This is a genomic window from Serratia sp. 2723, from assembly GCF_050434425.1.
Classification (GTDB): domain Bacteria; phylum Pseudomonadota; class Gammaproteobacteria; order Enterobacterales; family Enterobacteriaceae; genus Chania.
Genome location: NZ_JBNDIN010000016.1, coordinates 31,407 through 56,253, shown reverse-complemented (window position 1 = coordinate 56,253; position 24,847 = coordinate 31,407). Strand labels below are relative to the sequence as shown.

The window sequence follows — 24,847 nt, the reverse complement described above, 5'->3', positions numbered from 1 at the left end:
GGGTTAACCGCTGATATCACGTCGTTTTTTCCAGTTTCAAACGCTGGGAACCGGCAGTTGCCGTCGCCGTGCAAGGAGAGTTGAATTGCTGTATCTGCTCCTGCTTCTGGTTCTTGGCTACAGGCATCAGCACATAGCTGACCGTGCATTGCATCTCGCTGCCCTCGCCCCATTTCACGCGCAGTTGACCTTTGTCTTGCGCCACGCGCGCATACAGCTGCCCGCCCTGGCCGACTGAGCCTACGCTGTTGCCCTTACCGTCAAAGATATCGGCGCCGAACGGTACCGGTTCCCCTTGATAGGTGGCGTTCACCAGGATAGGCGTACCCTGCTTGGCGTTGTATTTCAGCTTCACCACCGCTCCGGAGTAAGGCGCGACCTTCTGGCTGGTGTTGTCCAATTCCACGTCGGCCGCCGTCCCTTTCGGATCGATACTGATTTCATTCATCTGGTACGGGTTCAGGTAAGGCACTATCGCGTAACCCCGTGAATCGATACTCACGCCGGGATACGAGGAAACCTTGGCGCCTTCAGCCCCTTTGGCTTCTACCAGCGCAAAGGTATCCGACGTGTACGGCGTAAAGGTCACGCCCCCAGTGTGCGCAATCACCGTCCCGTTCATCCCGGCAGAGGCGCTTTGATAACCTTTGCCGGTGCTGTATGTACCGCTCAACGCCGTAGCCGGGGTACGATAGCTACCATTCAGCGATCCGCTGCTGCCCTGGCCCTGATTGGCATTCATCGCCGTCACGCCATAGCTGAACTGGCTCTCTGCCCCGGCACTGCCGGATACCGTCGCCTGCTGACCATAACGGCCACTACTGTCATGGGACAGATCCATACGTAGCTGCAGTGTATGTGTCTGGTCGTTGCTTCCCAGCGGCAGGCTGAAACTCAACAGATAGTTGGTTTGCGCCGTACCCAGGCTGGAGAAGCTGCGGTTAACGCTCAGGCCGTAAGACAGGTCCTTGTAGCGATTGTTGTAACCCATCTGGTACTGCTTCTCGCTGCCGTCTTTATTCCAGTAGTTCTGCAAGGAACCGCTGATATACAGCTGGCCCCAGTTTTCTGGCAGACCTTGCCCGGCGGTGACCGTCAGGCGATTTTTGGCACGAGAAATCGAGTCCGGCGAATAGCCTTGCGCCACCGCATCACGGGTTTGCATCGCGGTCATAAAATCCATGTAACCATTGGTGGAAAAGCGGTATGCCGCCAACGACAGGTTACTGTTGGTTTCACTGATCAATTTGCTGTAGCTCACCTGATAGCTTTGCCCGCTTAGGCTGCTGCCTGAGCGATGTCGGCCATCAATATCGGAGCTGTCGCCCAAATGAGTACGAGCCTGGGTGGCATCAAATGCCAGGGCACCGATCGGTGTGCCCACGGCGGCTCCCAGTTGCAGTGCGTAATAATCCTGGCTGGCCTGCAGGCCACCATAGCCGGTGACGGTGTTGGTCAAGCCAAGCTGATAGGTCGCCTGGTACAGCGCCGGTTTGTCACGCAGGTTATCGCTGCGCACCTCACCCGCAGTGATCGAATAACGCGATGAGCCTGGCCGTAACAGTTGGGCCACCGAGGCATAAGGCACACTGAAGGTCTGCTCGGTGCCGTCGGACTCACGCACGGTAACGTCCAGATTGCCGCCGTAGCCGGTCGGGTACAGATCGTTGATCAGGAACTCGCCCGGCGTGACGGTGGTTTCATACAGCACCTGACCGCCCTGACGCACGGTGACACGGGCGTTGGTACGAGCGATACCACGGATATCCGGCGCGTAACCGCGCTGGGACTCCGGCAGCATCCGCTCGTCGCTGGCCAGCTGTATACCGGTAAACGGCACGGTATCGAACAGTTGCCCGATGGTATTCGATTGTCCCATCAGGACACGCGCTTTCAACGCCGGGATGTCACGCTGCAAATAGGTATTAAGGTTGCTGTACTGGCTCTCGCCGTTATCCATCCGGCTATAGGAACCGTTGTGGCGCAAATACCAGGCTCCGACGTTAGCCCCGGCATTCACCCCGGTAAACAGTGAGTTATAGCTGGTGCCATGGGATTCGCTGGTATAGCCATTGACGTTATAGCCAAGCAATAATGCCGGTACGCCGCTGTCCCACAACTCCGGGCTGACTGTGCCACGGGCGGTGTTGAGCATGTAAACCTGAGGAACCATAATATCCAGGCGTTGTTCATTACTGTCATAATTCACCTGAGCTTCCGGCAAACGCTGCTGGAGATCGAAACAGACATCCCCTTTGTCCAGTGAGCTTAAAAAGTCCGCTGGTAGCTTGGCGTAATCAAACGCAATGTTTTTAATCAGTTCGCGGGTCAGGCAGGGATAAACGCTTTTATCTGCCCGCGCCTTGAATTCAATATCGGTATTACTGACCGGTTGATTATTAATATATAAAGCCGTTTTATACACCCCAGGCAAGCCAGAGGAACCATTGGCGAAGCGACTCAGATCAACCGACTTCTCATCATCCACATTCAAGAAAGAGGCATCAAACTCAAGATTTTTGGCGATGTCCTGTGGTGCAGAAACCGTGTTCTCAGCATTAACGTTAGCCGCAAAAAAAGTTGATATAATTGCTATCGCCAGTGGAGATAACTGGCCACGCAGGCCACATTGTAAAGATTTAGACATAGATATCCCTTCAAGAACTGATTCCTGAATAGCGGTCAACAAATTAATGCGAGAGTGTTTTATATAGCGAGGACGTTATTTTATCACTGCATCAAAAGTATTAACCGCGCCATAATCATTAACGAAACTCCCTGTAACCTTACTACCTGTACTGCCTGCCAAGTTCAATGTCATGCTGCTACGAGGGGCCACCATCGCATGGTCAAGTTTTTTACCATTCACCGACAGATTGACCAAAGAGACATAATAAGGCGTCGGGTTACTGGCCTGTATCCGGTTACCCTGACTGTTCCAGGTTAGCGCTTTAGCCGCTTCATTGGCGTTACCTTGCAGACCTGCTGGGCGATAGAACAGCTTGATGCGCGAGCGGAAGGCCATCTGCAAGCGGTTCTCAGTCACTTTAGCCTGGGTTTTGGCCGGAACCTCCAGCACGTTCAGCCAGAACACCGATTCTTTATCCATCGGCAGCGAACCACCGGCGTAACTGATACGCAACGTCTGGCCTTTGCCTGATTCCACACGGTTCATCGGCGGTGTCAGGACAAACGGCACCTTGATCGCCGCCGGTTTGGCGTCGATGTCACCGTTATCGATCCAGCTTTGCAACAACACCGGTGATGGACCTCCGTTGCTGATCTTTACGCTGACTTCTTTGGCATCGGAAGGATAAATCACCCGCGTACCACTAATCACCACGCTGGCCAAGCTACTGACGCTGAACAAGGCTGCGGCGGCAAAAGTACCAACTTGCAGCACTTTAGTAGAAAGAAACTTCATCATAAACTCCGGAAAGCCGACAGATGGGAGGGGAACCCCCTCCCGCAGTCCATTACTGGTACTGAATAGAATAAATAACGTTGCTGACAACAATACCCGCAGTGGTTGGTGCCTCTGCGTAGTAACGAACGATGTATGGCAGCGTGGTGCTACCACCGGTAACATCTTTATAGGTCATCGCGCCAACCTGCTCCTGGCTACCGGCTTTGATCACGGCCTGAGTCGGGCTTGAAGCGTCAAGCAATTGCAGACTGACGTTGGTAGCACCACCGGTCATGTTAATCAGGCGGCCGGTCACGGCATCAACCGAGGCACCTGCCTGGAAGAAGGCAGAGGCAGTCTCCAAGGTACCAGAACAGTTGCTCAGGGCCATCACGAAGCCGGTATCACCTGCCGTTTTAGTGGCGCTTTGCAATTGGCTGGTGCTTACTGTTGGCAGAATCACGGTCGCGTCCGCATCCTGGCCATCAACCACAACGTCACAGGTATTTGCAGTCAGTTCACCTTTAAAAGTGATGGTACCGGTAGAAGCAGCCTGAGCCAGACCAACAGTACCGAAAACAGCGATCAGTGATGCAACGATTGTTAACTTTTTCATATATATTCCTACTTACCTTGTATTATGAATACCATTTTAATATCCATTAAAATGGCCTGGTGGATACCCATGGGGATAGATATAGCTAGACTATTCCAGCATTTACATTTACAACAACTTACTTAATAAATAGCGAAGAGACTCGGTGGTTATCGACGGAATAGCCAATACCATGAATGTTCGCTATAAAGTCTTCTGGGAGATCAAGTGACGCCAATTTTTTACGTAATTCATTTATTGCATGCCATAAACGCTGACTGGATGAAGATAAATTAATCTCATCCCAAACGTTTTTCATTATGTCATTTTTATAGATGACGGCATCCCGGCTGTTCGCCAGTAAATAAATCAGCAATCGGGTCTGGATCTCGTTTAAAGAGATAACCTTGAAAAACAGGGTGCGCTCCGCAGCTCCGTCCGAATAATAAAGGAGCCTGCGATTGGCAATTTCGAACTGAATGTCATCATCAATTAGGAATCCATAAAGTCTATTTTCCATATGCATCTCAGGCTATTATTTTGGTTTAATAACAAAAATAACAAACCTCCCTTAGGTGAGACATTATAGAAGCAATTTCCACTATGGCAACCGCGCCAAGATGATCACATTGCCATTTATAAAAGCCTCACTACAGCGTTAAATTCTGACTAACTCAACTCAATCAGCACTTAACGCTAGCTGATACGAATCATCCTGGTGTTTTTTATATCTCATTACTTCACCTCGTTTGAGTAGTCATAAATGTCAAAGATTTTCATCCCACAACATTAATAACTAGCCATTAAATTTTACTCATTAGCATTCAATCTATTACCTACGAACCCAACATTAGGATTTATCTGTCACACCGGCATATAAAAGCCCCTACCGATGAAGCCATCCTTTATCTCCGTAAGATGAAGCCGCTTTTATTTCGCCCACCTTACTGATGGGGTAAATACTAGAGCATAAGTGGGATTTTTCTCACTGAAGTAGTTTTAACCTTTAAAAAAAACAAAAAATACATATAATTCAATTGGTTAATAAAAAATACTTAATCATGACAGACCATTCTAAATTGCTCTTAAATGACAGTGGTTCTCATTTGAGATTTATTATTAAAATGTTGTTTTTTAAATAAATATGAATTGTTACTGATTTTTGATGCCGCTAGAAATGGTTAAACTATACTTTAAACAAGCCGAACACTCAGACAATAAAAAGTTAACACACTGAAATGAAAAATAAAATTATTATTAATGATGCAGTACTGTACCTCCCCGAAGAGCACTGCCTGCGCCCACTGCGCGTTCGGGGCAAAGAAACCGTGTTAAACATTCCCGCCAGCCGTTGCCTGCAATTAATGCTGCAACGCCCCGGCGAGGTGATCAGCCAAAGCGACTTTTTTAATGAGGTATGGCAAAAAAATGGCCAGTATGTCACTGCCAATACTCTTTATCAGAATATCTCATTAGTAAGAAAAGGGATGCGGGAGGCCGGACTAAGCAAAAATATCATCAGAACGGTTCCCAAAATCGGGGTGGTTTTTTCCGGTAGCATTGAAATACAGCCAGAAGAGAGCGCCAACGACATTGTGCAGCAAAACAATAAACCAGAGCCTCTCCCCGTCGAAAGCCCGCTGGCCAAAATACCGCCACCAAAACGCACCGTTTTTAATCAGACAAAGCTATTGCGCTATGGCCTGCATGCGACGTTCATCATTGCTATGCTGCTGCTGTTGGCCAGCAATCAGTCGCAAAGTGCGCGCTTTTTTAACACCCACAATAGAGTTGCCAAGATCAATCAATGTTCGGTCTATATAGATAGAAACGATCTGGAAACCAATGTGGCTGGCTACAAGGAGTATTTAACCGTTAACAATGTGATCTGCCATCCAGATGAGTTTGTCTACATTACCCGAACCCCGGCGAACCACAGCACTCTGGTATTATTTTGCGATACCACAGCACAAGGCGATCTGAGATGTTCTTCTCGCTTTAAAATCGATAATAAACATAGTCCTCTTGCTGACCTACGGCCAGCAGAGAGCCAATAGCGGTTTGGCGATAAAAGTGTGCTAACAACGAACGGCGGCGGCGTGGCTGCATTCATCATGCGTGACCGGTAGATTGCAAGAGACACGACAAGCGGGTTCCCTGACGAATGATTATTATTAGGGGGCTTGCAGCCCCCTTTCCCTCTCCAGCCATGTTTTACTGCCAACTTCAGCCTCAGGCCAGTGCTTTAGCCTTAAGCTGCTGGTATTCGCTTTCGGTGATCACACCATCATCCAACAGTTTTTTGGCGTCAGAAATTTGCTCGGCTGGCGATTTGCCTGCAACCTCACGGATATACTCATTGGTGGCAGACACAGATTTCTGCACCTGCGCACGATGCCGCTCGGCCATGCCTTTGCCACGGGCAATCAGGTAGACCAGGGACGTTAACAACGGGATGAACAGCAGGAACACAATCCATACCGCCTTATAAAAGCCGCTCAGTTGGTGATCGCGGAACAGATCTGAGACGACCTGGAACAGAATAAACAGATAGGCAATAAAGAAGAAGAACGAGAACGTAGTAACCAGGATATCCCAGAGGGTAAGTAGGTGATAAGTCATTAGCGCTCCTTATGGTCTGGCACCGCCAGAATAAAACGACCTTCAATCAGAGATGCGGCTTTAGCACCATAAGTATATGTCGGACTTTCATTTTTTCCATGCTGGGCGGGAAAAATACGGGAAGGGAGGGTATCTGTATGGGTAAGGCACGGGCCCCTCACCCTAACCCTCTCCCACAGGGAGAGGGAACCGATCGAGTGGGCTGAAAATGCGGCGATGTACCTTGGATGGGGCGTTCAAGTTTACTGAGATGATTTCTTTACTTCCAAAGAGTAGGGATAACAGCTCCCTCTCCCTGTGAAAGGGGCCGATCGAGTTTGTTGAGATTATCGCTTTTCTTACAAACGAGCAGGGGCTGACAGCTCCCTCTCCCTGTGGGAGAGGGTTGGGGTGAGGGTTATGCGTTACGCCAATGGCCATGCAGGATGACATCGTCGACAATTTCCTGCACGGTCAGTTTTGCCTCAATGTCGTTAAAAAAATCACTGGTCACGATCTCAGTCTTATCATTCAGCCCAGCAATCACCGTCAGTTGGCTAGCTGGGTAGACCTCATGGACGCGAGTTTGCAGTTCGTCCAGCAATGCCTCACGGGCTTTCCCAGACAGGTTGTCGAACATATTGTTATCAACTTTTATTTGAATATTCATATTGGCAACCTCTAGCTATGGATGTGGGATTATCCTATAGGCTCGATGTACAATTTTTGGCTAGCACCGGCTCATTGCGCCACACATCAATTTTTTATTCTGAAAATCGTGAAATTCATTACACATCACACTATAAAGAAACCCAATATTCATTGTATTAGCGGAAAAAAGTCAACTTATAAACTGCATTATCAATGCTATTTAAACAGTGCATTTTCCCTCCCCCGTAAATGCTGGATATTGTCGGTCGTCACCTGTAACATCTCATTAAACATTGAATAGGAATTTTCCTACAAAATTACTTCTAAATGAATGCTTCGCAAACTTTTATTGCACTCTTTGGAGCTAAAAACGGTAGGTGAAAATTTCACTCGATTTAATCCTGACTCTGGCGTTTTTTAAGCGAAAATATAGGAGTTTTCTTTGGTACAGCGTAAATTTCTCACTCTAACAGAAGTCCGCAACCTGATGAGTGCTGCCAGAAAGACACAGACTGGTGTACGAGATAGCTGCCTGATCTTACTGGCTTTCCGCCATGGATTACGTATCAGCGAGCTGCTGCGCCTGCGCTTTCGCGATCTTGAAATGGCCGAAGGACGGATAAATATACGCCGGCTTAAAAATGGATTCTCTACCGTCCATCCTCTGATGAATGACGAATGCGAGGCAATTATGGAATGGAAACAGCTCAGGGCCCAATGGAAACCAGGTGCAGACCCGGATATTATCTTTATTTCTCAGCGAGGAACCCAGTTATCGCGTGGCCAAGCCTGGCGCATTATCCGCCAGGCTGGCGAACTGGCGGGTACGGTCATCAATACGCATCCCCATATGCTACGCCATGCCTGCGGCTATGAACTGGCGGAAAGAGGTGCCGATACCCGCCTGATCCAGGACTATCTGGGGCACCGAAATATTCGCCATACCGTCCGCTATACAGCCAGTAATGCAGCACGATTCGCTGGCATATGGGAAGCGGATAAACGAAAAAACGGCTAAATCCGCCAGAACAACCTTACTTTTAGTGCATTATGCAGCAAACCAGTCTCTACCACCGCCGGAGATCGCTGATTACAGCGATCTCCAAATCTGGCAGTCACCGATATAGGTCTATTGATTAAAACAGGCATAGAGCTCTACTTCACTCTCAATGCCAAGCTTTCCCATCATGTTGCGTTTATGTGCACTCACGGTCTTGACGCTGCGGGAAATCTTCTTCGCTATCTGCGAGATACTGAAGCCCTCCTGCAATAAGCTATAAACCTTTATTTCCGAGCGGGAAAAAGGTCTGGTATCGGCGTTGAACAGACTCATCTCCTGCTCACTACGTAGAGACGGACTGATAACAATCTTGCCAGCCAGAACCCGATCGACCTGATGAACCAGCCGACGAATATCTTCAGATAAAGCAATATAGGATGCCCCTGGCAGATAACCTGAGCAATCCAACACCTGTTTTCCTGGCACATCGGTCATAATCAGTAGCGGTTTGTCCTGCCTGACCGATTGAACAAATGACAGCAACTTCGCCCCCATAGTCATATTTTCATTCAGGCCATAGAGCTCAGTGACGATCAGATCGGCATCAGAGAGATCATCATCAAATACCAAATCATAGATAGAGTGCGCCGGTACGATCTCAGCGTCGGGCAGTTTGCGCCTGAATAACTGATACAAGCCATGCCAGGTAACAATGCAGGGATGCATAATCATTATTTTTTTCATCGCGGATCACCACTCAGTCCGTTTATCTTGGTTAAATAAACCAGCCTACCCGCCAGCAGGTAGAGCTCCTCATTGGTTGTCATCTGTAACTTTCTAATGATCGATTTCTTTTGCGTGCTGATGGTACGTACATCTTTGCCGGTCACATTGGCGATGGCCGTGGCACTGCGCCCACGCAGTAAGTCCAGCGCAATTAATCTTTCCTGCTTACCCAATAAAGCCGCATTTTTGCGCGCTTTGTCAGTCTGATCGCTGCCTAGACATTGGGTGATTTGATAAAGGTTAACCGGATCGATCAATACCGTATCCACGCCGAAAGCGTGGAGAAGTTGCACCATCCAGGCCATATCATGCTGCAACCAGATCACCGAGTTGGTTTTAAGGTGATAACTGGCAATATCTGACAAAAAGGATAATAACGACAGATAGTCAGTGCCACGAGATAATGAGCTAAACAAGATCACATCAGGTTTAAATTCATAAATTTTCTTTTTGGCATCGGTCAATTTGCTGACCCGGCAAAAACTTAACTCCGTGCTGCCCGCGTCACCCAGTAACCGTTGCAACCCGATCCAATTGATCCTGGATGGCTCAACGACCAGAATTCGTTTGCGGCCTTCCGCTGTCGCATGCTCGGATTGCCGATGATTTGCCTGCTGCATTTTTCCTCCTTAATAACCGTGTTTAATGCCGTCCCCCAAGTTTGAGGTCGCGTTCAACAGCACATTCAAGGATACAAAAAGGTCACCCCCACCACGGCTTTGACATTACCCGCCACTACCTGACCGGTAGTGCGTGCATAGTTGGCGGTCAAACCTAAACTGACTGAAGAGCTGCCGACGATACCCAGCGCGACATTCCTGTTGGTGGCAATAACGCCATTGCGGTTGGCAAGCTGAATACCAATCCCCTGAGCCACCGGCGCAGAGGCGGTGTTGGCAAAAATCGTGGATGCGGCATCCGTGGTTGGCCCGGTCAGGTAATAGGCCAGGTTTTGGTTCTTGGCGCAACGTACCGTCAACGGTATCGACACGGTTCCCGGATATTCTGGCAGATTCACCGTAACGTCGCGGGAAGAGACATCACAGCCACCGGTAGGGATCACCACGTTATTGCTGGCATAGATGTTCCAAATATACGCGTGCGATTCCCCCACGTTATTCGTTTGATGCATATTTAAAACCGCAATCAAAGAACCACTGGTTATAGCCACTCCACCTGCAGTGCTGATAGGCGTGAGATAAAGCACGGCGGGCCATGGCGTCATAGTGGTGGTTCTATAGGTAACGGTCTTGGTTTCAGCGGTAGTTGGGAATGGGTAAGAGGTGCCGTCATAAACAAAACTACCGGTGAAACTTGCCAATACGCCACCATAGGCCGAGCCTCTTTGCAGAGACACGTAGTCTATTCTGTTTTCTGGATGATCATTACGACAGGATATCTGGCGGGACAGATCAACAATCAGGTTTTGGCCTACCCCAATCTGCGGAGTCAAATCAACAAACACGTTGGCAGAGCCGCCGCCGATAGGGATGGTCGCCCCGGCCGCCGTTCGGCAAGCAAATGCATGGGCATTGGATGAATAACCAATCAATAGCGCTGCTGCACCGAGATATTTCAGAAATACGCGGATTAAGTCTTTCATATGTTCTTCATCATCAGGAATAGGTGTAAGTCACGTTGATCAGGGATTGAATCGAACCCTGTGTCGCATTGCCGCCAGGCGTGATGGCCCTCACCTGCAAAACCAGGCTGGCGGCCAGCGATGCGTCATTCACCGCCACGACTTTGGTACTGCCATTGGGCAGATTCCCCCCGCTGCTATCGGCCAGTTGCAACGCAATATTGCGGGCCGCGCCCTGATTGGCGTAATAGTTCCGGGTGCTATCGGCCATGCCGGAAAAGGTCGCGGTTACCTTTGAGGTCCCCACCGGGCAGTTGGTGAGGTTCAATGTCACCGAGTGCCATGGCGAAGTCGCACCTGCCGCCAGCAGGTTGAAAGTGTACAAATCACCCAGCTCTACCGTAGTGGACACGGTGGATACCGTGCAGGGTTTTGCCACCACCTTGCCATTGATGGTGATGTTGACATCTGCCGCATGCGCCAGGGGGAGTACCATCATCAGTAACCACCCCGCGATCGGAACCAGCTTGCTCATGTTCATAGCCCTTTTCTCCGGTTACTGAAATTCCAGGGTGAAGTTTGCCGTCGCTCTGACCTGCCCGGCAGTCACCGGGGCACGGGTCGCCATCAGACGCGCATAGAAATACAGCGTATTGGATTGACCAGCGGTGATGTTTGACCAGTGCAGCCCGCTCGAGACCTCATTGAGAGCAATAGCGTTGCCGTTGTTATCGAGGATCTGTATACCCATGCCAGCTGCCGCACCAGCCCCGCCGTCGATTTTCAGCAAAGTCAGGTTGTCGCTGTCTGCCCCGCCGGTGAACCCCGTTTTCACTGCGATCGCCGAACCACCGCATTTATCGAGCACGATGCTGAACGGCACCATCGGCGTCGTCGCCCCAACCCGATGTAACTGCTTGGCCGCATTACTCATCAGATCCACCACAAAACTTTGCGAACCCGGTGCGATGGAGCAGGCATTGTCTTTAACATAGCCGTTAATGGCGATGGTACTGTCCGCGGCCTGCGTTACCCTGGCGCTAAACAGCGCCAGCAGACACAGACTATAAAGTTGTATTCTCATTGCTCGCCTCTCCCGCCCGGCGTCATCGGCATGCTGCCGTTAGATAGCTAAGTGCCCGCTGCTGACTTTCCGGCGGCAGTTGGTAACTCGCCACACACTGCTCGCCTGCACCCTCGCCCCATTTGGCTTTCACCTCGCCACTTGGCGGCAGCCCGGTCAGATATACCTGCCCACCATCGGCAACAATGCTGCCAGAGCGGCCATTATCGAAGGACACCACCGACCCGAATGGCAACGGTTGTCCGTTATAGGTCAGCGTCATCAGGACCTTCAGCCCGATATGGGTTTTAAAATCGGCCAGCACCACCGCGCCGTGATTCGGCACCACGCTGACTACTGCGTCATCCAACTCGACGTTGTTTGCCAGCGTATTGGGGTTCAGTGCCACACGGTTTTCCCGGTAATCCATGGCAAACGGCAGTACGGCATACCCCCGCCAGTCGGTACGTATCCCGCTCTGGTTTTCCACCGACACGTTACCCGCCCCTGGCGCTTTGACCAGGATCAGGGTATCGTTCAGCGGTTGGCTCAGGGTGATGCCATTTTCATGAGCCAGCACACCGCCGCTCAGTCCGTAATACAGTTGGCTGGTACCGCTGCTGCGGCTGTAACCCACGTTGGCGTTGCCAGAAGCTCCTCGATAGTTCAGCGATGTGTTACCCATCCCGCCTGAAGTGCCCGTTCCGCCTCCGGCGTAACCGGCCTGCACGTTGTAACTCAAGTTGTTATCCTCCAGTAACGTGCCATACACCCCAGCCTGATTGGTCATCCTGCCGCTCAGATCGTCAGACATGCTGTAGCTGACGCTGGAGCGGTTGAAAGCGGACTGGCTGTCGGAACGCAGCCAATGGCTGAACGGGATGCTGATGTTGAAGGCCAGCATATTGTCACGTCCGTCCTGCCAGGCATTCTTGGTCAGGCTGTAGCTGAGGGTGTAAGTGATATCCTCCAGCGTGCCACTGTAACCAGCCTGCAGTTGTTCATCCGCCTTACCTACCCCCCAATAAGTCTGGTGGCTACCGGTCAGATAAAAGGTGCCATTGTCCCCAACCTGCTGAGTCACCGTCATTTGCAACCGCCCACGCTTGTTGTGGGCCAGATTGTAGTAATCGGTGAGTTTCGGAATGAGCTCGACAATACCTTCATCGGTTGCCGCCTTGTAGCCACTCATCTGGCGCCAGGTCGTGTCACCCAGCGCGTAATAGCCGCTGGTGGAATAGCGGTAACCGAGCAGTTGCAGGTTGGTTCCCCACTCGTTTAATGCCTTGTTATAAAGGAAACGCAGCGACTGCCCCTGATGGGTGCTGTCATCCGGCAAGGTGGCGCGGGCCTGGGTGATGTCAAACGACACCGCGCCGAAAATGCCCAGGTTTTTAGCCACCCCAAGGTTGAACGCACGATAGCGATCGGCAAGCTGAGTACCGCCAGACAGTGTCCAGCCGTCGGCCAACCCCCACATCAGGGTGCCCTGGCCAAAGGTGGGCTTTTCTTGCTGATCGTTGCCGCTGCGATACTGCCCCACCATCACCGTATATCTCACCTGCCCTTGGCGCAGCAGCCCAGGAACCGACGTATAGGGCACGGTAAAGACCTGGGCCGTGCCGTCGGCTTCCTGAATGCTGACCTGCAAATCACCACCGTTGCCAGATCCAGACAGATCGTCGATGGTAAATGGACCTGGAGGCACCGTGGTTTGGTACACCTCGAACCCATTCTGCTTGACCGTGACCCTGGCGGTGCCGCGGGCAATTCCACGGATCACGGGAGCAAACCCCCGCAGGCTGTCTGGCAACATGTTGTCATCCGTCGCCACCTGTACGCCGCGGAAGTTCACGCCGTCGAAAACGTCCCCTGAGGTATAGCCGTCACCCAACGTCAGGCGACTGCGCAGCAGCGCAATGTCCCGCTGCAAATAGGTATTGACGTGCTGCCAGCGGTTTTGATTAGCGCTCGAACCACCGCCGCTGGTGTAGCTCCAGGTAGTATTATCCCGCAGCCGCCAGGCCCCCAGATTCACGCCGCTTTGTAAGTTAAGGAAGGCGTAATTGCTGTTGCTCGACTGGCTGTTACGGACATTACTGCCGGTGAAGCTGTAATTGAGCAGCCCGGCAGTGATGCCGTTTTGCCACTGGTCAGGCGGGATATAACCACGGGCAGAGTTGCCCATGTAAGCCTGAGGAACACTGATAGACAGGCGCTGCCGCCCAACGTCAAAATCAGTGGAGGCTTCCTTGATCAGCGAGGTTAATGGTACGCAGGCTTCCGATGCCAAGATGGCCATTCCCGGGACCGCCCGGGTATTGACACCCATGGTGGCCAGTTGGCTACGAGTCAGACATGGCACCAAGGCCTTGTTATCGGCATCGGCCCGGAAAGAGACATCCCGGGTCGACATAAACCCGTCATTCATATAAATGTCGACGCGATAGATACCCGCAGGTGCCTCAAGTCCCTTTTCGAACCCAGACAGATCGGCCACCTTCGCCGGATCGTCAGCCAGAAAACGAGGGTTGAAGTAATTTTCCGCTCGAGCCGATGCATCGCCACATAGCGCCCACAGCATCACGGCCAAAGGCGTTAAAGTCAGCTTTAAGATGGGGGCACCCTGGTGGTTATCGTTTATCACTCTGCGACTTTCCGTGCCGTTTTTCAGGTATAGCATGATCCCTCCGGTTCGATACAGGTCGCCCGGCTGCCTGATTTATCTGGTTATAACTTGATGAAGTGGATAGCGGCTCTATGCCTTACTGCATCACACCCTTGAATACCGGCGTTTGGGCACCGTAATCGTTGATCGTCCGATAGGAAATCGTGCTGCCTGCATCAGCGGGGAGCGGCACATTGGCCGACCCCATAGGCGACACCATGGTGTTTGCCAACTGCCGAGTACCAGCGTTCAACTCGCTCAACGTGATGAAATAGGGGGTAGGATTGACGATCGTCAGCTCTTTGCCGCTACGTTTAAAGCGCAGTTGCTCCGGTGCCTTGTCTGGCGCAATACTGAGCCCATTGGGGCGATAAAACAGTTTGATACGGCTGGTTATAGCCAATTGCAGGGTGTTCTCATCCTGGCGTGATTTGTCCAGAGAGGGGATCGCTTTGACGTTAACCCAGAACAGGCTCTCCCGATCCTTCGGCAAGCTTTGATTTGTCGCATCAATAATGCGCAGCGTGTTCTCTTTTTTTCCCTGCATCAAATACAAGGGTGGCGTAATAATCAGCCGACCCTCTTTTTGACCATCGGCGCTTTCTACCCAGGATTGGATCAGATAGGTACTTTTCTCATCGTTATTGCTGACTCCCAGAGTCACCTGCTTTTGATCGGCAGGATAGATCACCCGGGTCGCACCCAGACCTACTCCGGCATTTGCCACGCCCACATGCCCCGCCGCCAACAGCAGCAGCACGGACATTACTTTTCCAACCATCGAAATTGTTCTCACATTTACCTCGTCCATCAGGATCTGACTTCCATAACACTGCGCGGCCAGGCATTCGCAGCGCTATTGCTTTTCATCTTGCGGCCAAAGCCTACTGATAAGTCAGTGCGAACCATGCCTGAGCGTTAGCCAAACCATTGTTCACCGGCTGTCCGGTGGCGCGGTATTTCGCTACGAAATGCAGGATCACCGGCCCCTCTTGCAACGGCACCCAGTACCGCGGCGCAGTATTGAGTGGAATAAATCGGCCTCTGTCGTCAAACAATGCTACGGCGACGCCAGAGGCGACACCCGGCCCGTCACCAACAGAAAGCACCTGCGGATTATTGCGGTCTGCCATACCATGGAACATCACTCCCACGTTACGGCTGACCGCGGTAGTACAGTTCTGCAGATGTAAATCAAAGGGGACTGGATCGGCCTCATCGCCAGGCATACGAAACCGGTCGGTGGTGATATTCCCCATCGATACCGTCAAGTTGCGATCTCCGGTTTCCACCGAACAGGTTTCAGCGATCACTTCCCCCTGAAAGCGCATCAGGCCACCGAGAGGTTGTTCCTCCCAACGATCGTCAGCAACGGCCTTCCCCGCCAACAGCAGGGTTAGCAGGAGTCCCGCTCCCATTCTCCACATCGCACGCTCCTTGCCTCCGGTAGCTGAAAATCAGGCCTCCCTGGCCTGCAATAATCATCCTTGATAAGCTAATTCAGCTTACTGATACTGCACCTTGAAGGTCGCATCAGCGTTGGCAATACCGGCAGTGGCTACGCCGGTCGCAATATAACGAGCCTGGAATGGAACAATAACGGTGCCATCAGAGAGCGTAGTAGCCGCACTGAAGGTCGCGCCATCAACCGCTAACGCAGTACCGGTGCGATCCAGGATCTGAACGCCGACGTTGGTTGCGTTACCTGCCGCAGAGCCTTGCAGGGCCAGCGCGGTAGGATAGGTAGCGTTAACCGCTGTGCCGCTGAAAGCGACAGCTGCCTGGGTAGCAACGGTAGAATCACAATCATTCAGTTGGATGTTGAACCCGGTAGCGGAGCTAACATCACCAGCGGTAGCCAGTGAAGTCGTTTTAACCTGCCCCAATTGCACTGTCTGGCCAATAGAACCGGCATCCACGGCACAAGCCGCATTAACAACTTCCCCTTTAAAGTGGATAGGGCCACCGTTGACGGTAGTAACCGTTGCCGCATTAGCGACGCCAGCCAGAGAAAGAACTGCGGCAATACCAACAACCAGTGATTTGATTTTCATACTATTTTCCTTTGAACACATTATGTTTCATAACCATGAAAAAGTGTGGAGGTCGATTCCCCTGACGGGCAACCGCACAGACTTCATTTCTACTCACGGCCGGACCTCCCTATTCCGTTCAGTTTTCGCCAGCAACATGAGACATTTGGGGCTATTTTGTCGCACCCTATAAAAAAACGGTAAATACATTAATATTGAATTAATCATCTATATTTATTTTTGAAATTGAAAAATAAGAAATTAAATGCTTTGTCATTGTCAGGGAAATGTGAATTTAGGTGATCTTGGGTTTTGCAACAGCGGGTTGGCGTAATGGCCAAAATTTAGGGGATGGAGACAGAGATTTGCGGAGGTAAAAATATAACCTTACTTTTCATAAAGATAACGACAAAATAAGGAATTTTCTAACACAAGGCATTGCAAAATCTTACCTTTCGTTTAAGAATTAGGAACAGTTTAGCCCCAATTGTTTCATCTTTCGCCTGATTGTTTACCAATAAATCCTTTATAACCAATCCATTACGATCCCACATTCCGACAAAGCGTGCCGCGTTGCTGGCGGTATAACGTACAGTATGCCTGATGTTACGATGCCCCAGATAATCCTGGATCAAGCGGGTATCGGTGCCCCTTTCCGCCAGTTCATAGCCGCAGGCATGGCGCAGCATATGGGGATGCGTATGGGTAGCGGTGCCCGCCAGTTCCCCAGCCTGACGGATAATGCGCCAGGCCTGACCGCGCGATAGCTGCGTGCCACGCTGGGAGATAAAAACAATCTGTGGATCCACGGCAGGCTTCCACTGTGCCCTGACCTGGTTCCACTCCATAATCGCCTTGCATTCATCACTCATCAGAGGATGAACGGTAGAGAATCCATTCTTAAGCCGGCGTATATTTATCCGCCCTTCAATCATTTCCAGGTCATGATAACGCAAGTTCAACAACTCGCTGATACGAAACCCGTGGCGGAAGGCAAGCAGGATCAGGCAACTGTCCCGTACCCCGGTCTGTTTATTCCGGGCAGCACTCATCAGGTTGTTAACTTCGGTGAGAGTGAGAAATTTACGTTGTGCCACAAAAAGCTCCTATTGCAATTATGCTGGATATTACTCGCTCAAGAATTAATAAAATCTGTCGCAGACAGATTGCTTAAAGCATAGCCTATTGTGATGAATGATTACCAAATAAAAATAGATTTACTCACCCAGGCTGAAAAAACTAAAAACACAACAAGACTATAGAAATGTAATGGATTATTTTCCACACACCAAAAAAATAAGATTTATCCCACCAAGAGCGCATTTTGTAAGCAAAGCCAGAGCTGGCCTACCACTGCCAGCCAAAGCGAGGTTTTCTCCTACTCACCCAGCTAGACAAAAATGAACTAAATAGAATTTTAAATTTTGTAATGAGATGAAAATACCGCCGCTCTATTTCGCTAATCAATTGTTCATCATGTTATTTTTATCCGGCCAGAATGTCACAGTAGCCCTGGAGCTAATACATTCGCTAATTACATTTACCCGGCTTATTGATTGGGAAGTTCAGAAAAGGGAAGGCAGACAGGCAGTAATAAAACCCGTTCGCTAGACGATCGTGGAACAGGCAGGAAAGGCTGAAGGCGTCAGCCCGCCAAAAGCGGGTTGATCTTTTTCATCGTGGGGCAGCGTTAAAGGATATCCATATTGATAATTGCCGAGCCATGAAATACTCCCCCCGCCAGTTCACCGTTAACCTTCAACACCGAGGAGATGGGTACAGCGACCGATAGGTTGGCAGTCATCCTTTCAAGGCTACCGACATTGGCTGGCTGGTCACGCACAAACAGATCTGCCGTCAGTGAACCATCCGTACGCAGCCTGATTCCGGTCGCGGTGGATAAGCCGCTCACCGTCACTTTGATCGTCACGTCTGCGTCACACCTCACTAACAGATTTTCGGTTTTTTTCAGTCCGGGAGCTGCATCGGCCTCAATATCACCATAGGCGATCTCAACCGGGCCACCTATCGCAGAACATTTTGGTATCACTGGCACGCTGGGTACTATCCCGGTCCCGCCAGGCCCACAGTTCTGGCGTGTCAGTGCAGTGTTACCGCCTCTGTCTGCCTCATACTTCCAGATGCAAAGCCCTTTATCGGCGGGCAAAGTCAGTAGTCTTCCGCTAAAGGAGTTCAAAGCCGCCGCATACTGGGTATCGGTCACTTGGGCACCGGTAACAATAGTGGTACCACTGCCCACTGGGGGAGAGCCCTGAGTATAGGAAGCAAAGAACAGGCGGCATTCTTTAAGGCGGGGCACCGAGCACATACCATGATTAAACGTTGCCTGCTTATAGCTCGCCTTTTCAATTAATATCTGTCCATTCTGGTTGCTCCAGACAACATCCTCATTCTCCCCCAAGGCAAAGGCGGGGTGGGACAGGAAAAGCAATAGCAGGCCGATAATCACGGCGTTTTTTTTAAGCAATTCAATCTCCATCAACTCCATCTTTGTTCCTTATTACTCTGCGCTGTTGCTGATTAGCCCCTTCACAAAGGCCAAGCGGCGTCAGCGCTTAGTCATAGGTCGATGCAAAGATCATGTTGGTACTGAAAGTGCCACGGTTAATGGTTCTTTCGGTAATCGCTTCCAGCTCACCTTGCACATAGGCCATCATGCGCAGATAGGCATCCCCTGCCGCTAACGGGTGGCGATAGGCTGGCATCCTCAGGGTAGAACGTTAAAGGATATCCATATTAATCACTGCCGAGCCATGAAATGCCCCCCCCGCCAGATTGCCGTTAACCTTCAGTACCGAAGAGATGGGTACGGCCATCGTTTGGTTGGCAGCGATCTTTTCAAGGGTGCCGACATTGGCTGGCTGGTCACGCACAAACAAATCCGCCGCCAGCGAGCCATCCGCACGTAGCCGGATACCGGTAGAAGTCGTGTAGCCACTCACCGTCACCTTGACCGTGGCGCTGGAATTGCATTTAATGTACAAGTCCGAGCTTTTTTTCAATCCTGGCACGCTATCGGCCTGAATATCCCCATAGCTGATGTCTACCGAAGTGCCAGTCAGTGAACAGGCGGGGCCTGGTGGTGGCTGAGGTTTCCAGGCGTCACCGGTTCCATTGCTAAACTCGAGAGAAACGTTCAGAGACGGACCATCAGGAGGACGTTTGCCATTTTCTCTACCCAGTCCGAAGAAATACTGATCATCGCCTTGCAAGGTATACGTGATAGGGAGTAGCGTTGCCAAAAGGTCACCACAGTAGCCACTTGCCACCCCCTTACCTGACGCAATCCAGCGTTGGTACATCCCCGTAGAAGTACCCAATATAGCGTAAAAGTTAATTGTAGTGCCGGCTTTACACGTGGTGTAGCTACCGAGCCCATCAGGCTGGGCACTAATGGTCAATTGCTTTGGCCCCGACCAGCTTACGTCTATCCCTTGGGCGTAACCGACTACGGGCATCAGCAGGCCGATAATCACGGTGGTTTTTTTAAGCAGTGCTGTCCCTATTAACTTCATCTCTGTTCCTTATTGCTCCACGCTGTTGCTGATTAGCCCCTTCACCGAGGCCAAACGGCGTCAGCCCTTAGTCATAGGTCAATGCAAAGGTCATGCTGGCACTGAAAGGGCCGCGGTTAATGGTTTTGTTGGTAATCGCATCTGGCTCGCCTTGCACATAGGCCATCATGCGCAGATAGTTGTCCCCTGCCGCTAACGGGTAACGATGAGCGCCTAACTTGTTCAATGGCAAAGGAGAGCCATTTTCTAACTCAATACCAATACCGATGCCCGATGCCTGGCTGGAGGCATCCAGCGCCAGTAATCCCGTCAATGCGGGATTTTCCACTCCGGTAAACATGACCTGCACCGAGCTGCCCAACGTCAGGTCGCAGTTGCTCAAGTGCAGTTTGAACTCCTTACTGGTGGTTTTTTCGTTGTAATACAACTGCTTGTCGATAACCGTGCCAAAGTCCAGTTGAACAGTTTCCTCACCCGGGGGGATAATGCAAGGTTCCGCCACCAGCGTGCCGTGTAAGCGCATGTTTGCCGCCTGAACGCCCTGGCTCAGAGCAAGCAGAGCGACGGTGGCGCATAGATATCTCAGTATTTGCCGCATATCAGCTCCTTATTGGTAATCCGCAAGCAGCGTCGCCGTGACTTCAAACGTGTCTTCTGTCAGCTCGGTGCCCGGTTTTTTAACCGGTACAGCTTCTAGCAACGGTGGATTGAGCGGGTCAACAGCGATAGGCGTACCGAGCTCAAACGGCTGGCCGTTCTGGTACAGCTTGATGCCCAGATTGGCAATGTTGGTCTGCAGCGTTGCTGTCTCAAAGGCAGCGACCGGGCCGTTCAGCGTCAGCACCATGCTCCAGGCAGGCCCCGCCGTACAGTCCAGCACGTAATCAACTTTCCGGCGGTGCTTCACCCCATCAACGCTATTGACGCCGATCCTGTCAAAAGGCACATCGATGTCTTTGTCGTTGTTCACCAGACAAGGGGGCGGCTCAATCAACGTACCGCTAAAGCTCATATTTTCTGCCGCTTGCGACGGGCTTATGGCCAGCAGAGCAAACGATAGCAATAGTGACATCCCTGCAACCGATCTCATTCCTTTCTCCCGTTTCACTGGTAGTCGACCACCATCGTGGCTGCCGACGTAAAGTAGCCAGCGGTGAGGGTGGTCCCTGGACGCTTCACTAAAGTGGCAAACAGCTTTGGCTGATCCGGCAACGTGAAATTTAGCCAGCTATTCACTGGCATTGCCTGGTTGTCACTCGATAAGGCAATCCCCAGATCGCCTTTCGAGGTTTGCAGAGCGCCGGCAAAACCGGCGTCCATGCCCTGGATCTGCATTTTTAACGCGTTGGTATTGCCTGCCGAGCATTCCAACGTGTAAGGCACCGGTTGGCGGTAGTTGATACCATCAACCCGGGTCGTCATCACCTCATTGGTAAAATCTACCGTGATGGTTTGATCCCCGTTAATCACGCAGGGCGGCGGCAGTAAAATATTGCCCGTGATAGTCAGGTTGGTCGTCTCAGCAACGGCTGATGACATGCCCAAAACCAGTATCAAGCCTACAAATCCCGTCGACGTTTTCCACGGCATAGTTCACCTCCGTTGCGCGTAGGCTATGAGTTACGTTTGCCAGGTTCTGCCTGACAGGTATCGCCAGCACAGCGGAAAATAAGTTCTGGGCGACCGCCGAAGTCATTCACGTAGGTCAGCACCGGCGCGCTGCCTAAAGCACTGGCGCTGGCACTTAGCGGTGCATTGGATTTAGGGGGGACCATCACCGGAACAAACCCTTTGGCACCCTGGCCACCTTTAGTGGTGCTAGCCTCAATAATGGTGATGTAATACGGCGTCGGGTTGTTCACCACATAGCGATCGCCCTGACGTGTCAGCGTCATTTGTTCCTGCCATGGCGTACTCATCTGCTCCTTGGTCGGTTCAATCGCCTGTGGGCGATAGAACAGTTTAATGCGGGTTTGCAGCGCAATTTGCAGCGTGTTCGGCTTGTCACTGCGCGGTGGGATTTCACGCAGGTTGAAATAAAACAGCGATTCACGATCCTGCGGTAATTGTTGTAAAGCGGGCAACCCCTGAACTTTCACCTGGCTTTTAGCCGCGGGCTCAATACGCTGAACCGGAGGCAGAACGATCAGCGGGCTGGTGATCTTATTACCCTGCTCATCCTCAATCCACCCCTGGGCCAGATAAGGCAGGTGCTTGTTTTCATTGCTGACGCTCATGCTGACAGACTTGCTGGAAGCGTTATAAATCACCCGGGTACGATCCAGGGCAATCGCCGCATTGGCCTGTGAGGTAAAGATGGCCAGCAGCAATGCGCCAGCGGTTAATAAATGTGTTGTCGTTAATTTCATCAGTCTTTTTCCGTTCAACTTCTGTTTTCCGTTACCGGGTTATCCCCAGCGGCGATTGGCCGGCAAGGCAGCAGTAAATTCTGTGTTCCGTTCTGTGGGATATGCATTGGCAGCGTTATTTCGCACTGGGTGATGCCATTCCAATTGGTGGTCATCCTGGCTCCAGGCTGAATACCGCTCAGGTATACGCTGCCGTCATCGTTGACAATACCAACGTCCCGTTTCTTGCTATTTTGTACCGTGGCACCGAAAGGCGGTGATGACCCATCAACCAGACGAATCACCGCCATCGCTTTTTCACCGGCAACCACTTCAAACCGGCGCAAACCAATCGCCCCTTCGGTCAATGTCGCCTGCTGCACCGAACTGATCGCTTCGGTCTTGTCGTCCAGCGCGTTCAGATCGATGCTGACCTGGCTGCGGTAGTAGCTGTTGAGATCGGACACCACTGCTTTACCAAAGCGGTTGGATAAGGTGGTGGCACCATAGCCACGCACGGGAACGCCTGCGACCCCGTCGGTATCCAATAAAATGCGCGTTCCGCCAGGCATGCCAATCCTATGCATGGCCACACCCTCCCCTGTCGCCGTCACCCCACCTTGCAGCATCAGGCCCAGAGAACTGGAGCGCCCAGATTGATAACCCGCGTTGGCACTCACCTGCGCGTCGTTGCCCAAGTGGGTGTAGTAACCGCTGGCAACCGCGCCTTGGCGAGCACTGCCTGCACTGATCTGATAGGAGTCGGCGTCATTCACACGGCCGAAATAGCCCACCTGGTGGGTATTATCATTGCGATCCCATGACCCGCTGTAAGTGAGGGAACTGGAGTAACCCCAGGGAATGGTGAGCGCCAGATACACGCCGTCGTCGTTGGTGCCGTTAAATTTGTTACGATAGGCCGTCAACGAGAGGTTAAGATCCTTGAACTTGCCCAGATCGAAGTATCTCGCCAGCGACAGGTTATAATGATCGTTGGCACTGTCATTCCAATAGGTCTGGTGGCTGTAATTGAGAAAAGTGCTCAGGCCCAGATCGACAAATTGCTTATTGAACGTAACGGTATACATCTCCTTGCTGCTCTGGGTGCGGGTACCGCTAGTCCGAGCGTCCAAAAATTCGCTCATGTTCATGAAGTTGCGTTCAGAGAAGCGGTAGCCGGCAAAAGTCACCTGGCTGTCATAATCGTCAAACCGTTTGGAATAACTGAGGCGGTAAGAATTACCAAACAGCGATCCCTCCTGCGGCAAATTAGCACGGGACTGCGTGACATCGAACGACAGTGCACCCAGCATCATCAGATCGCGGCCAACCCCCAGCGCCAACGCGTTATAGTCGTCGCTCCCCACGCCACCACCGTACAGTGACCAGCCGTTACTGACCCCCCAGGAGAATTCGCCGGTGGAGAACAGTTGCCCGGTGACGTTGTGCTTCAAATCGGTCGGACGCCCTGCCGCGAGCTTATAGCGCAACGAACCTGGACGGGTCAGATAAGGGATGCTGGCGGTGTTCACAGAGAACTCCTGCACGCTGCCATCCTGCTCCTCAACGCGAACCTGCAGTTGGCCGGAAACCGCGTCATTCAAATCCTGAATACGGTACGGGCCTGGAGCGACCTGAGTTTCATACAACACGCGGCCCTGTTGGCTAATGGTCACCTTGGCATTGCTTTTGGCGACGCCAGTCACTTCCGGGGCATAGCCGCGTAAGTTAGGTGGCAGCATGTTGTCATCGGTATTCAGCGTAACGCCGGTGAAACGGAAACTGTCGAAAATATCGGAATCGAGAAAATTCTCCCCCAAAGTCAGGCGGGCAAGTAGCTTGGGTAAGGCGCGATAAGCGTAATACCGGCTCCAATCCAGGCTATTTTCGCTGTTGCTGCCAGACTGATTCTTCATCTGCAACTGCCAATCGGCGCGCAGACGCCAAGGGCCAAAGTTGGCCCCGGTGGTCCCATTACCACTCAGGCTATAGGCCTGACCCTGGTGCTTCTGGCGCGTGGTCAGGAAATTCAGGTTATAGTCAAACAACGCACCAGCAATGCCGTTATCCCAACGGGAAGGCGGATCCCAATCCTCGGAGCTGTATTCAAGATAGGCTTGTGGCACGGTAAGTTGCAGGGACGAAGTCGCCAAATCGCCCTGTACCGTCAATCCTGGGATGCTTTGCAGATCGAGACATTGCCGATCGTCTTCCCAGACAATATCCTTGAGCACGCTGTCTCTCAGGCCAAACAGCTCGATCAGTTCAGGCGTCAGGCAAGGTACACTGCTTTTAGGGTCTGCTTTAGATGGCGCGAAGGTGATTGAATGCTCCGCTATTTGCTGCCGGTTGAGAAACACCGCCATAGTGTAAGCCCCTGGCATGATATAACCGCCACGGGAGAAATGACTGAGATCGAGATTTTCCCGATCTTTAATATCCAATACATCGGTATTGAACTGGATATCATCTGCGGCATGAGTAAGATAAACCGGGCTTCCCAGCGATAAAGCAATACAGACCCACAATCCGCGCAGCCGGAAAGTAGAGTTCGCAACAGGTTTGGCCATCGATAAAA

The 24,847-nt window shown here is 51.5% G+C and carries 26 protein-coding genes; 2 read left to right on the top strand and 24 right to left on the bottom strand.

Features of this window, described 5'->3' with window-relative positions; all coding sequences use genetic code 11:
- Window positions 1-16 precede the first annotated feature (16 nt).
- From ABIE29_RS20240 to ABIE29_RS20225, 4 genes are all read right to left on the bottom strand, one after another.
- Window positions 17-2,647, bottom strand: coding sequence for a fimbria/pilus outer membrane usher protein (locus ABIE29_RS20240; RefSeq protein ID WP_429620726.1), 2,631 nt, complete (start codon window positions 2,645-2,647; stop codon window positions 17-19).
- A gap of 75 nt (window positions 2,648-2,722) precedes the next feature.
- On the bottom strand, window positions 2,723-3,427 hold the full coding sequence (locus ABIE29_RS20235; RefSeq protein ID WP_429620724.1) for a fimbria/pilus periplasmic chaperone: 705 nt from the start codon (window positions 3,425-3,427) through the stop codon (window positions 2,723-2,725).
- Window positions 3,428-3,476: 49 nt separating this feature from the next.
- Window positions 3,477-4,022, bottom strand: coding sequence for a fimbrial protein (locus tag ABIE29_RS20230; RefSeq protein WP_429620722.1), 546 nt, complete (start codon window positions 4,020-4,022; stop codon window positions 3,477-3,479).
- A 118-nt stretch (window positions 4,023-4,140) separates the two neighbouring features.
- A complete protein-coding gene (locus tag ABIE29_RS20225) occupies window positions 4,141-4,521 on the bottom strand; it encodes a winged helix-turn-helix domain-containing protein (RefSeq protein ID WP_429620720.1) in 381 nt (126 codons plus the stop codon).
- A gap of 718 nt (window positions 4,522-5,239) precedes the next feature.
- Here ABIE29_RS20225 and ABIE29_RS20220 point away from each other — a divergent pair.
- Complete coding sequence (locus ABIE29_RS20220; RefSeq protein ID WP_429620718.1) at window positions 5,240-6,058, top strand: winged helix-turn-helix domain-containing protein; 819 nt, start codon at window positions 5,240-5,242, stop codon at window positions 6,056-6,058.
- Between the two features lie 175 nt (window positions 6,059-6,233).
- Here the strand turns inward: ABIE29_RS20220 and ABIE29_RS20215 are convergent, their stop codons facing one another.
- Together ABIE29_RS20215 and ABIE29_RS20210 are read right to left on the bottom strand one after the other, a co-directional pair.
- On the bottom strand, window positions 6,234-6,623 hold the full coding sequence (locus tag ABIE29_RS20215; protein WP_024484143.1) for an SHOCT domain-containing protein: 390 nt from the start codon (window positions 6,621-6,623) through the stop codon (window positions 6,234-6,236).
- A 397-nt stretch (window positions 6,624-7,020) separates the two neighbouring features.
- Window positions 7,021-7,272, bottom strand: a complete 252-nt coding sequence (locus ABIE29_RS20210; protein WP_429620716.1) for a hypothetical protein — start codon at window positions 7,270-7,272, stop codon at window positions 7,021-7,023.
- Window positions 7,273-7,695: 423 nt separating this feature from the next.
- On the opposite strand from ABIE29_RS20210, the gene ABIE29_RS20205 reads away from it, so the two are divergent.
- Window positions 7,696-8,271 (top strand): tyrosine-type DNA invertase, encoded by a 576-nt coding sequence (locus ABIE29_RS20205; protein WP_429620714.1) that lies wholly within the window; start codon window positions 7,696-7,698, stop codon window positions 8,269-8,271.
- A gap of 111 nt (window positions 8,272-8,382) precedes the next feature.
- On the opposite strand, the gene ABIE29_RS20200 is transcribed toward ABIE29_RS20205, so the two are convergent.
- The 18 genes from ABIE29_RS20200 to ABIE29_RS20115 form a co-directional block, all read right to left on the bottom strand.
- The gene (locus tag ABIE29_RS20200; RefSeq protein ID WP_429620712.1) at window positions 8,383-8,997 is read right to left on the bottom strand and encodes a helix-turn-helix domain-containing protein; all 615 of its coding nucleotides are present in this window, start codon (window positions 8,995-8,997) and stop codon (window positions 8,383-8,385) included.
- A complete protein-coding gene (locus ABIE29_RS20195) occupies window positions 8,994-9,659 on the bottom strand; it encodes a hypothetical protein (protein ID WP_429620710.1) in 666 nt (221 codons plus the stop codon). The genes ABIE29_RS20200 and ABIE29_RS20195 overlap by 4 nt, the downstream gene beginning before the upstream one ends.
- A gap of 65 nt (window positions 9,660-9,724) precedes the next feature.
- Complete coding sequence (locus tag ABIE29_RS20190) at window positions 9,725-10,642, bottom strand: fimbrial protein (RefSeq protein WP_429620708.1); 918 nt, start codon at window positions 10,640-10,642, stop codon at window positions 9,725-9,727.
- Between the two features lie 13 nt (window positions 10,643-10,655).
- Window positions 10,656-11,162 (bottom strand): fimbrial protein, encoded by a 507-nt coding sequence (locus ABIE29_RS20185; protein ID WP_429620706.1) that lies wholly within the window; start codon window positions 11,160-11,162, stop codon window positions 10,656-10,658.
- Between the two features lie 15 nt (window positions 11,163-11,177).
- A complete protein-coding gene (locus ABIE29_RS20180) occupies window positions 11,178-11,705 on the bottom strand; it encodes a fimbrial protein (protein WP_429620704.1) in 528 nt (175 codons plus the stop codon).
- Between the two features lie 22 nt (window positions 11,706-11,727).
- The gene (locus tag ABIE29_RS20175; protein ID WP_429620702.1) at window positions 11,728-14,367 is read right to left on the bottom strand and encodes a fimbrial biogenesis usher protein; all 2,640 of its coding nucleotides are present in this window, start codon (window positions 14,365-14,367) and stop codon (window positions 11,728-11,730) included.
- A gap of 82 nt (window positions 14,368-14,449) precedes the next feature.
- Window positions 14,450-15,118 (bottom strand): fimbria/pilus periplasmic chaperone, encoded by a 669-nt coding sequence (locus ABIE29_RS20170; RefSeq protein ID WP_429620700.1) that lies wholly within the window; start codon window positions 15,116-15,118, stop codon window positions 14,450-14,452.
- Window positions 15,119-15,236: 118 nt separating this feature from the next.
- Window positions 15,237-15,779 carry a fimbrial protein gene (locus tag ABIE29_RS20165; RefSeq protein WP_429620698.1) on the bottom strand — a complete coding sequence of 181 codons (543 nt, stop codon included), beginning with the start codon at window positions 15,777-15,779 and terminating at the stop codon, window positions 15,237-15,239.
- A gap of 78 nt (window positions 15,780-15,857) precedes the next feature.
- Window positions 15,858-16,406, bottom strand: coding sequence for a type 1 fimbrial major subunit FimA (gene fimA / locus ABIE29_RS20160; RefSeq protein ID WP_429620696.1), 549 nt, complete (start codon window positions 16,404-16,406; stop codon window positions 15,858-15,860).
- A 404-nt stretch (window positions 16,407-16,810) separates the two neighbouring features.
- Window positions 16,811-17,482: a tyrosine-type DNA invertase gene (locus ABIE29_RS20155; RefSeq protein WP_429620694.1), complete on the bottom strand. Its 672-nt coding sequence runs from the start codon at window positions 17,480-17,482 to the stop codon at window positions 16,811-16,813.
- A gap of 593 nt (window positions 17,483-18,075) precedes the next feature.
- Entirely contained in the window at window positions 18,076-18,894 is an 819-nt protein-coding gene (locus tag ABIE29_RS20150) for a hypothetical protein (RefSeq protein WP_429620692.1), read from the bottom strand.
- 67 nt (window positions 18,895-18,961) lie between these two features.
- Window positions 18,962-19,111 (bottom strand): hypothetical protein, encoded by a 150-nt coding sequence (locus tag ABIE29_RS20145; RefSeq protein ID WP_429620690.1) that lies wholly within the window; start codon window positions 19,109-19,111, stop codon window positions 18,962-18,964.
- A gap of 15 nt (window positions 19,112-19,126) precedes the next feature.
- On the bottom strand, window positions 19,127-19,921 hold the full coding sequence (locus ABIE29_RS20140; RefSeq protein WP_429620688.1) for a hypothetical protein: 795 nt from the start codon (window positions 19,919-19,921) through the stop codon (window positions 19,127-19,129).
- 67 nt (window positions 19,922-19,988) lie between these two features.
- Window positions 19,989-20,519, bottom strand: coding sequence for a fimbrial protein (locus tag ABIE29_RS20135; protein ID WP_429620686.1), 531 nt, complete (start codon window positions 20,517-20,519; stop codon window positions 19,989-19,991).
- Window positions 20,520-20,528: 9 nt separating this feature from the next.
- The gene (locus ABIE29_RS20130) at window positions 20,529-21,011 is read right to left on the bottom strand and encodes a fimbrial protein (RefSeq protein WP_429620684.1); all 483 of its coding nucleotides are present in this window, start codon (window positions 21,009-21,011) and stop codon (window positions 20,529-20,531) included.
- A gap of 14 nt (window positions 21,012-21,025) precedes the next feature.
- The gene (locus ABIE29_RS20125; protein WP_429620682.1) at window positions 21,026-21,460 is read right to left on the bottom strand and encodes a fimbrial protein; all 435 of its coding nucleotides are present in this window, start codon (window positions 21,458-21,460) and stop codon (window positions 21,026-21,028) included.
- A gap of 74 nt (window positions 21,461-21,534) precedes the next feature.
- Window positions 21,535-22,290, bottom strand: a complete 756-nt coding sequence (locus ABIE29_RS20120; RefSeq protein ID WP_429620680.1) for a fimbria/pilus periplasmic chaperone — start codon at window positions 22,288-22,290, stop codon at window positions 21,535-21,537.
- Between the two features lie 14 nt (window positions 22,291-22,304).
- Window positions 22,305-24,839: an outer membrane usher protein gene (locus tag ABIE29_RS20115; RefSeq protein ID WP_429620678.1), complete on the bottom strand. Its 2,535-nt coding sequence runs from the start codon at window positions 24,837-24,839 to the stop codon at window positions 22,305-22,307.
- Window positions 24,840-24,847: the final 8 nt, after the last annotated feature.

Bases quoted from the DNA above. Each gene is read 5' to 3' on its own strand.
- ABIE29_RS20240 (WP_429620726.1), bottom strand. From the start codon at position 2,647: ATGTCTAAATCTTTACAATGTGGCCTGCGTGGCCAGTTATCTCCACTG.
- ABIE29_RS20235 (WP_429620724.1), bottom strand. From the start codon at position 3,427: ATGATGAAGTTTCTTTCTACTAAAGTGCTGCAAGTTGGTACTTTTGCC.
- ABIE29_RS20230 (WP_429620722.1), bottom strand. From the start codon at position 4,022: ATGAAAAAGTTAACAATCGTTGCATCACTGATCGCTGTTTTCGGTACT.
- ABIE29_RS20225 (WP_429620720.1), bottom strand. From the start codon at position 4,521: ATGGAAAATAGACTTTATGGATTCCTAATTGATGATGACATTCAGTTC.
- ABIE29_RS20220 (WP_429620718.1), top strand. From the start codon at position 5,240: ATGAAAAATAAAATTATTATTAATGATGCAGTACTGTACCTCCCCGAA.
- ABIE29_RS20215 (WP_024484143.1), bottom strand. From the start codon at position 6,623: ATGACTTATCACCTACTTACCCTCTGGGATATCCTGGTTACTACGTTC.
- ABIE29_RS20210 (WP_429620716.1), bottom strand. From the start codon at position 7,272: ATGAATATTCAAATAAAAGTTGATAACAATATGTTCGACAACCTGTCT.
- ABIE29_RS20200 (WP_429620712.1), bottom strand. From the start codon at position 8,997: ATGAAAAAAATAATGATTATGCATCCCTGCATTGTTACCTGGCATGGC.
- ABIE29_RS20195 (WP_429620710.1), bottom strand. From the start codon at position 9,659: ATGCAGCAGGCAAATCATCGGCAATCCGAGCATGCGACAGCGGAAGGC.
- ABIE29_RS20190 (WP_429620708.1), bottom strand. From the start codon at position 10,642: ATGAAAGACTTAATCCGCGTATTTCTGAAATATCTCGGTGCAGCAGCG.
- ABIE29_RS20185 (WP_429620706.1), bottom strand. From the start codon at position 11,162: ATGAACATGAGCAAGCTGGTTCCGATCGCGGGGTGGTTACTGATGATG.
- ABIE29_RS20180 (WP_429620704.1), bottom strand. From the start codon at position 11,705: ATGAGAATACAACTTTATAGTCTGTGTCTGCTGGCGCTGTTTAGCGCC.
- ABIE29_RS20175 (WP_429620702.1), bottom strand. From the start codon at position 14,367: ATGCTATACCTGAAAAACGGCACGGAAAGTCGCAGAGTGATAAACGAT.
- ABIE29_RS20170 (WP_429620700.1), bottom strand. From the start codon at position 15,118: ATGTCCGTGCTGCTGCTGTTGGCGGCGGGGCATGTGGGCGTGGCAAAT.
- ABIE29_RS20165 (WP_429620698.1), bottom strand. From the start codon at position 15,779: ATGTGGAGAATGGGAGCGGGACTCCTGCTAACCCTGCTGTTGGCGGGG.
- fimA (WP_429620696.1), bottom strand. From the start codon at position 16,406: ATGAAAATCAAATCACTGGTTGTTGGTATTGCCGCAGTTCTTTCTCTG.
- ABIE29_RS20150 (WP_429620692.1), bottom strand. From the start codon at position 18,894: ATGGAGTTGATGGAGATTGAATTGCTTAAAAAAAACGCCGTGATTATC.
- ABIE29_RS20145 (WP_429620690.1), bottom strand. From the start codon at position 19,111: ATGCCAGCCTATCGCCACCCGTTAGCGGCAGGGGATGCCTATCTGCGC.
- ABIE29_RS20140 (WP_429620688.1), bottom strand. From the start codon at position 19,921: ATGAAGTTAATAGGGACAGCACTGCTTAAAAAAACCACCGTGATTATC.
- ABIE29_RS20135 (WP_429620686.1), bottom strand. From the start codon at position 20,519: ATGCGGCAAATACTGAGATATCTATGCGCCACCGTCGCTCTGCTTGCT.
- ABIE29_RS20130 (WP_429620684.1), bottom strand. From the start codon at position 21,011: ATGAGATCGGTTGCAGGGATGTCACTATTGCTATCGTTTGCTCTGCTG.
- ABIE29_RS20125 (WP_429620682.1), bottom strand. From the start codon at position 21,460: ATGTCATCAGCCGTTGCTGAGACGACCAACCTGACTATCACGGGCAAT.
- ABIE29_RS20120 (WP_429620680.1), bottom strand. From the start codon at position 22,290: ATGAAATTAACGACAACACATTTATTAACCGCTGGCGCATTGCTGCTG.
- ABIE29_RS20115 (WP_429620678.1), bottom strand. From the start codon at position 24,839: ATGGCCAAACCTGTTGCGAACTCTACTTTCCGGCTGCGCGGATTGTGG.